General features: G+C 29.1%; 9 protein-coding genes. 3 read left to right on the top strand and 6 right to left on the bottom strand.

What is annotated here, in order from left to right:
- Window positions 1–64: 64 nt before the first annotated feature.
- The 5 genes from ACN0WB_RS05020 to tsaD form a co-directional block, all read right to left on the bottom strand.
- Complete coding sequence (locus ACN0WB_RS05020) at window positions 65–1,132, bottom strand: hypothetical protein (protein ID WP_417429463.1); 1,068 nt, start codon at window positions 1,130–1,132, stop codon at window positions 65–67.
- Between the two features lie 34 nt (window positions 1,133–1,166).
- Entirely contained in the window at window positions 1,167–2,051 is an 885-nt protein-coding gene (locus ACN0WB_RS05015) for a hypothetical protein (RefSeq protein ID WP_417429461.1), read from the bottom strand.
- 54 nt (window positions 2,052–2,105) lie between these two features.
- Complete coding sequence (locus ACN0WB_RS05010; RefSeq protein ID WP_417429459.1) at window positions 2,106–2,813, bottom strand: RsmE family RNA methyltransferase; 708 nt, start codon at window positions 2,811–2,813, stop codon at window positions 2,106–2,108.
- Between the two features lie 116 nt (window positions 2,814–2,929).
- Complete coding sequence (tnpA, locus tag ACN0WB_RS05005) at window positions 2,930–3,382, bottom strand: IS200/IS605 family transposase (RefSeq protein WP_417429457.1); 453 nt, start codon at window positions 3,380–3,382, stop codon at window positions 2,930–2,932.
- 93 nt (window positions 3,383–3,475) lie between these two features.
- A complete protein-coding gene (gene tsaD, locus ACN0WB_RS05000; RefSeq protein ID WP_417429455.1) occupies window positions 3,476–4,492 on the bottom strand; it encodes a tRNA (adenosine(37)-N6)-threonylcarbamoyltransferase complex transferase subunit TsaD in 1,017 nt (338 codons plus the stop codon).
- A gap of 2 nt (window positions 4,493–4,494) precedes the next feature.
- On the opposite strand from tsaD, the gene ACN0WB_RS04995 reads away from it, so the two are divergent.
- From ACN0WB_RS04995 to ACN0WB_RS04985, 3 genes are all read left to right on the top strand, one after another.
- Window positions 4,495–9,297 (top strand): translocation/assembly module TamB domain-containing protein, encoded by a 4,803-nt coding sequence (locus ACN0WB_RS04995; RefSeq protein ID WP_417429453.1) that lies wholly within the window; start codon window positions 4,495–4,497, stop codon window positions 9,295–9,297.
- Between the two features lie 133 nt (window positions 9,298–9,430).
- Window positions 9,431–9,901 (top strand): Lrp/AsnC family transcriptional regulator, encoded by a 471-nt coding sequence (locus ACN0WB_RS04990; RefSeq protein ID WP_417429451.1) that lies wholly within the window; start codon window positions 9,431–9,433, stop codon window positions 9,899–9,901.
- 67 nt (window positions 9,902–9,968) lie between these two features.
- Window positions 9,969–10,340: a hypothetical protein gene (locus ACN0WB_RS04985; RefSeq protein ID WP_417429449.1), complete on the top strand. Its 372-nt coding sequence runs from the start codon at window positions 9,969–9,971 to the stop codon at window positions 10,338–10,340.
- An 84-nt stretch (window positions 10,341–10,424) separates the two neighbouring features.
- Here the strand turns inward: ACN0WB_RS04985 and ACN0WB_RS04980 are convergent, their stop codons facing one another.
- Window positions 10,425–11,054, bottom strand: coding sequence for a DUF4142 domain-containing protein (locus tag ACN0WB_RS04980; protein ID WP_417429447.1), 630 nt, complete (start codon window positions 11,052–11,054; stop codon window positions 10,425–10,427).
- Window positions 11,055–11,231 lie beyond the last annotated feature (177 nt).

The raw sequence follows: 11,231 nt of genomic DNA, 5'->3' as shown, positions 1-11,231 counted from the left end.
TTAAATAAAATACCTTCTGATTTTTCAGAAGGTATTTTTATTTATCAATCAAAATTGCAAATCATTAAAACGTTTTTGTCACGTTATTTTTATAATTTCTTAAAATAAAATTTAAAATAGTTTCTATAATTTCACCCATAGATTCACGCTTTTTTAATTCATTATCTTGTAAAATATTAAAAATCTCCTCTCGTAATTGAACCGTTTTTTCATGAGGTGCAATTTGATCTTCCTTCATTATTTTAATTAATTTTTTTAAACGGTTTGATCCAACAAGCATTCTTTTCGCCATCAAAGCGCGTTCTTCATGTTGATATTGTTTAATAGAAGATTCATCGAGATTTTCTGTAACAAACTTCACATATTCTAAATTTTCTCTAAAAAACTGCGGTTTATAAAGATTGATTTTTCCTTCATAACTTTGTTGGTCAAAATCAATACTTCGAATTCTATATTGCATTTGGTCAAAATCAGGCGTCAAAACAATAACGAAATTATACGCTCTTTGATCGCCTAAAAGTCGTAAAAAACACCGTTCATTAAATTTTACAAATTCCTTCGCAAGCCGAATTTTATTCATATTTTCATCTACATATTTATCCAAAAAAACATCGCCTGGAATCCCAGAAATATGCTCTTCAACCAAAGTATTTTCATAAACTAAAAAATTGATGCGATTTGGTGAAAGAATGTATTCTATTTCAAGCCCATAAATTCTAGAAGCGTCCGCTTTTTTAATGTAAAAATAATCGTGATTATCATTAAACTGATTTTTAATTTTTATTCGAAAAGGATGTGAATTTCCAAAAGTGCAATAATCTACGCTATCTACAAAAAGATGATCCGTTCCTTCGTAATCACCATCTGAACTTAAACGTGAATAAATTTTCTTTAAATTAAGATGAATTTCACTCATTTCTTGTGGTCCATAAATCACACCTTGCCATAAAGTATCATTTTCATCTTTGTCTAAAATTGGATAACTGTCCACATATCGGAGTAAATCATCATAAACAATTGGAGATTTAAAGGTGCGTTCGTAAGACTTTAAATAATCTAAAAGCTCAGAATTTATCGGATAGCATATTTTCCGTTTTGATATTTTTATTTCTTTTTCTGGCTCAAATTTCATTTCATTTACTTTTCAGTTTAAAAGTACAATTTTATTATTTAAAGAAATTAGGTGTCCAACTTTCAAGCGAAAAAACTGCACCAATTCTAATTTGATTAAATGGAAAATATCTAATTCCATTTTGATACTGAATAAAATATTTATTTTTTTTATCTTGAAAATTTAGTTTTGTTGCAAAAACAATTGGTTTATCACCATAATCTGAGGCACGTTTTATCCAGCCATTATAACCTGAAATAGTGTTTTCCAAAGAAACATTTTTCTTTTTTAAAATTAATTTAAAACCGTACATCAAAGCATCATCTTGCACATTTAAGTTCGGTGTTTGTACGTCCCAAGAATAAAATCCTGCGTCTGCAACCAATCTTATTTCATTCAGAAAACTATTTTTTAGCAAAAAACTTTTCCCCAATTCTGCATCAAAATAATAACCAGCGGTATTAAAAAACCGTCTGTTTTTATAATCACTTCCTGAAGCGGTTTTTAAAGTGGCGTTTATAACTAAATTAATGTTTTTTTCTTTATTATTTAAAAGTGAAATTCTGGTTTGAACATAAACATCTCCGGAAGCAAAACCAGAGTTTTTTTGCATATCTCTTCTCGTTTTTATGGCATCTGTCACATTATAATATTCTAAAGGAACAGCCCAAATTTTCAGCGAAACTTTCTCCGAAATTAAGGGAATTTCTATTTTCAAATATGGATTTACAGTTTTATCTCCGAAACCAAAATAATAATCGCCATAAACGGAAAGTTCAGTAAATTTTGGAATCGTCGCATCTGTAAAATCCGGAACTGGATTGGCGTTTGGACCAAAATAATTAGTGGTGAGATTTAATAATTTTTGGCTTGAAAATAAACTGAAAAAAAGTAAATTAATTAGGAAAAATAGTTTTAGAAATGACGAAATTTTTAGCATTAGTTTTTTTTCAAATTTAATTAATTTCTAGGAAAATTTTAATTAATTTGAAAGCTAAATCATTTCATTATAATTCCAAGCTGCCACAAAAATTCCCGCCGTTTCAGTTCTTAGTCTTTGGTTTCCAAGAGAAACTGCTTTAATGTTTTTAGATGCTAAAAGTTCAATTTCTTTTGTAGAAAAATCACCTTCCGGACCAATTAAAAAAGTGATATCATTCACTTTGTGATTCTGAGTTTGCCGAAGAACATTTAAATTTATTCTATCTAAATTTTCATCACAATGCGCTACAAAAGTGTTTTCAGAATTTATATTAATTAAAAATTCTGATAATTTAATTAAATCATTAATTTTGGGAAAGTGAAATCTTAAACTTTGTTTGCTAGCAGAAATTGCTTTTTTTTGAATTTTTTCTATGCTTAAAAACTTACGCTCTGTTTTTTCAGTTTGTAAAAATGTAATTTCTGAAATTCCCATTTCTGTAGCTTTTTCTACAAAAAATTCAATTCTGTCAAGATTTTTTGTGGGCGCAATTGCAATATGAAGTTTTGGAGAAAAATCAGGTAAATTTTCTTTAATACTTAAAATATTTAGATTTGCTTTTTTTCCTTCTAAAACTAAATTTCCCTTTGCTAAATTTCCTTTTCCATCAGTCACGAAAAGTTCTTCGCCAGATTTCATCCGCAAAACTTTTAGAATATGCTGTTGCTCATCTTCATTTATCTTTACTTTCGGAAAAATGTCGCCAAAAAATAATTTCATAAAATTTTGTTTTAGACCGCAAAGCGGTAAAATCATTAGCAAAGGCTAAAAGCCTTTGAGTGGAAAATCATAATTTAAAAGAGCCCTGAAAGGGCGAAATATTATTTAAAATTAATTTAAATCCAAAGATATTTTTCATCGAATTCAATATTATAATTTTTTAAAATTTGTAAATATTCATCTTGAAAAGATTTTATTTGATGATGTTCTTTTTGGTTGATAATATATTCTTTTACGATATCAATTTGTTTTGGATTTACAGAAAATGCACCATAACCATTTTGCCAATAAAAATTTGAATATTTCGCATCTTTAGTTTTAATCCATTTAGAAGAATGTGATTTTAATTCTTCCATTAATTTTGCTAAAGTTATTTTTTGAGAAAGTAAACATAAAATATGAATATGATTTCGGTAACCGCCAATTTGGATAGGATAACATTTGTGATTTTTACAAATTCCACCTAGATACGAAAATAGTTGTTCTTCAATATTTTCATCAATAAAATTTTCTCTATTTTTTGTAGAAAAAATAATATGAATGTAATTTTTAACTAAAGATTGTCCCATTTATTGCGCCGCTTCGCGGCTTAACTTATCTTATTTTTTCAGATATCAAAGCGCTTCACGCTTTGTTAATTATTTCGCTCTTTCAGGGCTCACTTAAATTTCATAGCGTGAAGTTGCAACAGCTTTTATATCGGTAAATTCGCCACGTTCAAATTTTAATTTTGCAACCATTGCAATCATTGCTGCATTATCGGTCGTGTATTCAAATTTCGGAATGTAGGTTTTCCAGCCTAATTTATCTTCATTTAATTTCATTGCTTCTCGTAACCCAGAATTTGCGGAAACGCCTCCTGCAATTGCAATTTCGTTAATATTTAAATCTTTTGCAGCTTTTTCTAATTTATCCATCAAAATTTCAACAATTGCTTTTTGAACGGAAGCGCACAAATCATTCAAATTTTCTTTAACAAAATCTGGATTTTCTTTTTCCTGTTTTTGAATAAAATAAAGCACCGAAGTTTTAATACCACTAAAAGAATAATCGTAATTTTCTAAGTGTGGTTTATTAAATTTAAATTTAGTTTTATCGCCTAATTTTGCTAATTTATCTACAATTGGTCCCGCTGGATAATCTAAATCAAAGATTTTTCCGATTTTATCAAAAGCTTCTCCGGCTGCATCATCAGAGGTTTTCCCGATAATTTCCATTTCAAAATAATCTTTAACTAAAACAATCATTGTGTGACCGCCGCTTACTGTTAAACATAAAAAAGGAAATTCCGGAGATTTTGGATTGGCGTCATCAATAAAATGTGCTAAAATATGCGCTTGCAAATGGTTTACTTCAATTAACGGAACATCTAAACTCATTGCCAATGATTTTGCAAATGAAGTTCCAACTAAAAGTGAACCCAAAAGTCCAGGTCCGCGTGTAAAACCAATCGCAGAAATATCTTTTTGTTGTATATTTGCTACAGACAGACTTTTTTGTACAACTGGAATTATGTTTTGTTGATGCGCTCTAGAAGCCAATTCTGGAACAACTCCGCCATATTCTATGTGAATTTTTTGAGAAGCTGCAATATTTGATAAAATAGTATGATTTTTGATTATCGCTGCAGAAGTATCATCACAAGAAGATTCTATACCTAAAATAATTATGTCGTTCATATATGGCAAAGATAGAAAATAATAAAAATAATAATTCGAAAAAATCAGAAAAATCTCTCTCTGAGCAAGTGGGGAAAAAGGTTTCTGATGTACAGAAAAATGTTCAAAAATCTGTAGATGAAGCGAAAGATTTACTGAAAGATGCAGTAGAGCATCCAGTAGAAACAGCAAAAGAATTTGGGAATCAAGCCGTAAAAGATGTGACAAGTTATACTTGGTGGGCTAAATTATTGTTGATTTTGTTTTGGTCAGTTTTGGGTTTGGTCATTATTATTTTCATCGCTATCAATTTACCTTCTACAAAACAATGGGCTGCAAATCAAGCTTTGCAAATGGTAAATAAAGATTTTAAATCTGAAATGTCAACAGAAAGCGTGAGTGTAAATTATTTCGGAAATGTAGAAATAAAAGGACTTAGAATTAAAGATTATAAAGGTTTAGAGTTTATTAAAGCAAGAGAATTAAAAGCCAATTCAGATTGGATTTCACTTATAAAAAATGCGATTTCTGGACATACAAATTCTTTGCTTTTTAATGATTTAAAATTATATCAAGCGGATATAAAAGTTATAACTTATAAAGGCGACAGTATTTCTAATTTTATTCGTTATATCGATTTGTTTGAGAGTGGTAAGAAAAATCCAAACAAACCGCCGTTTGAACTAAATTCCCGTGTAGAAATTGTTAATTCTAAAGTAAGTATTACTAATCGAAACCACGATGGAGATGAAGGAAAATGGCTTTCTGCAAATAATGTAAATTTAAAAATACCCATTTTAAAAGTTGTCGGTTCTAATATCACAGCTAGAATAAATAATTTTTCATTTAACACAAAAAGATGGGGAAAGGTAACTAAAGTTGAAACTTTTTCCACTGATTTCTCTATTTCCAAAAAGGCTTTAATTTTAAAAGATTTAACATTTAATACCGATCATAGTTTATTGATGGGCGATATTAAATTTAATCTCGATCCAGAAACTGGATGGGAAGATTTTGCAGATAAAGTAAGATGGGAAATGAATCTGAAAAAAGGAAGTCAAATTTCGGGTTATGATATTAGTTATTTCGTTACCAGTTGGGATAATTACAAACCTTTCGCAGTTTCTGGACAAATGACTGGTCCATTGAATAAATTTTATTTAGAAAATTTTCAAATCGGGAATAAGCAAGTTGCAATTAATACTTCTACTTTAAAAGCATCTCGGCTTTTAAAAGGAAATTTCCAGATTGAAACCAATCATCTTTCAACTGATCTTACATATGTGGATTTAAAAGCAATGTTACCAACTTTTATCTCTGAGAAAATGAAAAATTTTGCAGATGATTTTGGTAGAATAAAATATAATGGCGCTGTAAAAGTAACACCGAAACAAATTTTTGTACCAAAAGCTGATTTAATTACTGGAATTGGTCAAGCAAGAATTTCTAATTTCTATTTGGAGGATTTTAGCACAGAGTTACCAAAATTTCGTGGTTATGCGGAAGTAAATAATTTGAATACCGCTGTAATTACTAAACAACCACAAGTGGGTTTGCTTTCAGGAAAATTTAATTTAAAGGGGCAAAGTTTAGATGTAAATCAAATGGTTTTGAGAACTAAATCTCAAATTTCTAAAGTAGAAATTGCGGGAAAAGAAATTAATAATATTTATTTAGATGGAATTTTAGATCATAAAACTTACAAAGGAATTGTAAATATTAATGATGAACAAGCAAAAGCCAAAGTGAATGGATTTTTTGATTTTAGTACAAGTAATTTAAAAGCCAATGTCTTAGCAGATATTTCACATTTAAATATTAGTTATTTTACTGGTGGAAAAGAAATTCAGAATTTAAGTGGAATAATTGACGCAAAAGTTTCAATGACCAATCTAAACGACTTAATTTTAGACGCTAATTTAAAAAATGTAAATTTTGCAACTTCCACTCAAAAATTTAATATCCCGAATGGTGACATAAAAACATATTTTGAAAACGGCAAAAGAATTGTCAATGTAAATGCGCCAGGTGCGGTAGATGGTGAGATTTCTGGCAAATTTAATTTAGCAGATTTAGCTGGAATGATACAAAATGGAATTAATAAAGTTTTAGCAGGAAATACTATTAATAAATTTTATCGAGGGCAAGATTTTAATTTTGATTTTAATGTAAAACAAGCACTCGTAAGTTATTTTGAACCCAATCTTCGAATTCCAGATGGCGTAAAAATAAATGGTTCTTTTAATGGAAATTCTAATAATTTAATTTTTAATGCAGATGCTTCAAGTTTCAAATATTTAATGACCAAAAAAGAAGAAATTTCTGATGCAGATAAAGCTTTGGCTTTGGCAAATCCTTCTTACAAATTGCAGGAAAAAGATTTAATTAAAAAAGATTCTGCAATGATTGACGGTTTTTCTATAAAAATAAATACTGCAAATTTAGATCAACAATTGTCTGCAAATATTAGCAGAATTGCTTATAACGATAATATTTTAAAAGATATTTCTCTTACAGGTAGAAATGAAAATGACAAAATTCTTCATCTGTCTGCCAATTTTAAATTAGGAAGTCCAGAAGAAGAAGCGGATGGAAAATTAAACAACTATGCCATTAATTTAAACCAAACCACAAATTCAGAAGGCGATTATGTTTTCAGATTTGAGCCCACTGAAATTAAATTAAATAATGTCGCATGGACCATTGATGCAAGTCCGGAACTTGATAATTCAATAACTTACAGAAAGAAAACTAAAGACTTTTTAATTCAAAATTTTAGAGTTTTTTCGGATAATAGTGAGTTACTGGTGAAAAACGCAATTTTTAAATCCGCGAAAGATTTTTCTGCGAAGGGTGAAGTTAAAAACTTTGAAATTTCTAAAATCCTGGCTTTTTCAAAGTCCGAAAATAGTATGGATATCACAGGAGTTGCAAATGGAACTTTCGATTTTGAAATGGATAAAAGTACGCTAAAACCATTAGTAGATCTTAATGTGGAAAATATCATTTTGAATGGTCAGAAAATGGGAAACATTGTTATCGATGTAAAAAACAGCGATAGTCCAAATATATTTAATGTTTCAGCAAAAGTGTTGTCATCTGATACTTTTGGAAACAATACTTTAAATCTTACAGGAACTATTAATAACAATACAAAATCACCTACTTTAAATTTGGTTGCAGAAATGGATCAATTTGATTTGGCATTTACACAAGAATTTGTAAAAACAATTTTCGGAAATGTGAGAGGTAAAGCAACTGGAAATCTTAAAATTTCTGGTTCTTTAGCAGATGTAGATTACAGTGGTGATATTGCATTGAAAAACTTTGGTTTAAAATTATTATTTACAGGAGTAGATTATTCGTTTGACGATACTGTAATTCCGCTTTCTAAAGGTTTGGCGGTTTTAAATGATATCGGAGTTCATGATGGAAGAGGAAATTCTAGCGGAAATATTTCTGGGGCAATTCAGTTTCAAACTTTAGCTTCAATGGGCGTCAATCTGGTGATGAGAGCAGATAATCTTTTACTTCTAGATACGCAACAAAAAGATTTCGATTTATTTTGGGGACGTGTTTACGGAAAAGGAGATTTATTTGTGGATGGACCAGTTTCTGCGCTCAATATTTCGACACCGAATATGACAACTTTAAAAAATAGCACTTTCACTTTTAATAGTAATTCTACTTCAAATGTTGAAGAATTTAAAATGTTACGCTTTCTAGAAGAAGATAAAATGGGAACTGTTAAAGTGGAAGATCGTAAAAAATACGGCGCCAATATGAATGTAGATTTCACTTTAGATGTAGATAAAGGAACGACTGTAAATGTTTTGGTGGGTGATGATGTAGGAGATATAAGTGTGAGAGGAGAAGCGGATGATTTGAAATTCAATCTTAGTAGAAATGGAAATATTTCTATGAACGGAAAATATTTAGTAGATAATGGAACTTTTGTTTCGAAAGCAATTTTAAATAGAACTTTTCAAATTGAAAAAAATAGCAGTATTGAATGGGACGGAAATGCACTTGCTCCCGTTTTAGACATAAAAGCAAATTATTTGCGCACAGTAACAAACGCTGGAGAATATTTAAATGTGGGAAGTTTGCAACCAATCAATGTTTTATTAACCACAAAAATTTCAGGAACTTTAAATAATCCTAAAATAAATTTAGACGTTTCTGCACCCGATGTTTCTAGCCAAATAAAAGAAACTTTGGCTGCTAAAATGAGCCAAGAAGATGAAAAAGTTTTACAATTTGGATCAATCTTAGTTCTAAATAGTTTCAATGTAGAAAATGCGGGTGGTTTTAATATTAATGTAGGAAAAACAGTAGAAAATTCTGGATATAATATTTTATTTAAACAATTAGGTTCGGTCTTAAATTCTATTAGTAATCAATTTCAGGTAGATTTAAATTATATTCAAGGAGACGAAGCTTCAAACAGTGGAAGCAGAGCGAACGCAGGATTAAGTTTTATTTTATCACCGCGTGTAACTTTAAAAACTGGTTTGGGAATTCCGTTGTCAAAAAGCAGTGATACCAATGTAAATTATCTTTCCGGTGAAGGAACTGTAGAATATGATTTTTCTAAAAAAAATGATGGAACAAGATTGTTAAGATTCTATTCAAAACCTAGTAATATTGGACTTTTAAGTGGTTCAAATACAGGAAATCCAGGTGCGAATCAAAGTTATGGAGCCGGTGTTGTTTATAGCAAAAGCTTTAATACAATCTTTAAAAGAACAAAAAAAGATAAAAATAAGAAAGTGAAAAACCCAGAAATAAAAAAAGATTCTATTAAAATAGATAGCTTAAGATGAGAATTAACACGCAATCTTTTATAATAAGTTAAATATTGTTAATTTTAACCATAATTTTTTATTATTAATAATTTTTCTTAAATTTGCAACAAAATAGAGCAAAATTTATAAAATTCCTAAAACATAAAAAATTATGAATTACCAACTGGATGAAATTGATAAAAAAATATTAGATTTTTTAGTTGAAAACACAAGAATGCCATTTACAGAAATCGCAAAACAAATGGATGTTTCTGCAGGAACAATACACGTACGCGTTAAAAAAATGGAAGACGCTGGAATTATTTTAGGCTCATCTTTAAATATAGATTATACTAAACTAAATTACCACTTTACTGCTTTTATCGGTATCCTTTTAACAAAATCAAATAAAACACAAAATGTTTTAAGAAAGTTAGGGGAAATTCCGAATGTTATTGAAACCAGCGTTATTTCTGGGAAATATAATATTTTTTGTAAAGTAAAAGCAAAAAACACGGAAGATGCTAAAGAAATTATTTATTTAATAGACGATATCGAAGATGTTATGAGAACTGAAAGTATGATTTCTATGGAAGAATACATCAGTGATAAAAACCGTTTGATGAAAGCAATTAGCATTTAATCAAAACTCTGCATTTAATCATAAAAACTTTTGAAACTTGTTTCAAAAGTTTTTTTATTTTTACATTATGGATAATTATTTTGATAAAGAACCAAAAAAAACACTTTCCTTTTATCTTGCATTAGCTTCACTTGCACTTTTCACTTTGATGGGAATTGGGATGGATGGAGATGAATTTTTACAACACAATTTACTGAATATTCCAATTTGGTATTTTTATCTTATTTTTACAGTTGATTTTTTTTCACTGCTTTCACTTGTAGGAATTGCTTTTTTTAGAAAATTGGCGGTTTATTTCTTTCCAGTTTTTGTGGTATTGCATTTTTACTTACATCAATTTTATTTATCCACATTTTTATATACGGATGTTTCTAATATTTTTCTCTTTATTGGAATTGGTTTATTAATGATTATTCCAAAATGGAAATATTTCAAATAATTTATTGAATTAATTTTTACTAAAAATAAAAAAAAGAGTTACTTAAAAAGCAACTCTTTTATCGTCTTTTGAAATAATAAACTCTTATTTATTCAGTTCTGCTTGAACTTTTTTAGCGTGATCTAAATGTGCTTTAAACAATGGTGATGCAGATTGAAGTAATTTTTTTAATTCTGCATTTTGAGCATTGGGAATTAAAGTATTATCCACAACATCTACAACTGAAGTGTGATATGCAACTTCGTTATCTACATAAGCTTTGTCAAAATCAGTTCCTTTTGCTGTAGCTTCTAATTTTGCTTTTTCTTTTGCAGCGCCATCTAATAATGATTTAGTAGTATCATTATTATTGTCTGGGGTTAAATTAAGTTTTGTCGCTAATGCAACTGCTTGATCAATTATAGATTGATGATCTTTTGCCATTGTTTCAGCAAACATTTTCACATCGGGATTGGTTGCTTTTCCCTGTGCGATTTTTGCATAATCAATATCAATTTGATTTGCGGTTACTGCAATAGACGCAATTTGAGCATCAGTAAGCGCTGCAACTGGAGAAGCTGAAGTTGCTGTAGAATCTGTACTTTGTGCAGTTGTATCAGTTACCATTGCATTGTTATCTACAGTTTCTGTTTTTTTATTACAGCTATATAATGCGAATAATATTGCACTGGACATTGTAAATGTTCTGAGTAAATTCTTTGCGTTTCTTTTCATAACGTTTTTGTTTTTTAATCTAAAGGTTAGATTTTTAATCTCAACACAATAGAGGGTTAATAATTATTAAATTTAAGTATTGCGAATGCAACAATATATATGCCATAAAAAAAAGAAAATATTAAAGTTTTGTTTCCTCATGTTAAAATATGGAACGAAAATTAATTAAAATACTAT

This window comes from Halpernia sp. (assembly GCF_048269545.1).
Taxonomy (GTDB): domain Bacteria; phylum Bacteroidota; class Bacteroidia; order Flavobacteriales; family Weeksellaceae; genus Halpernia.
This window is presented reverse-complemented; position numbering and strand designations above follow the sequence as displayed.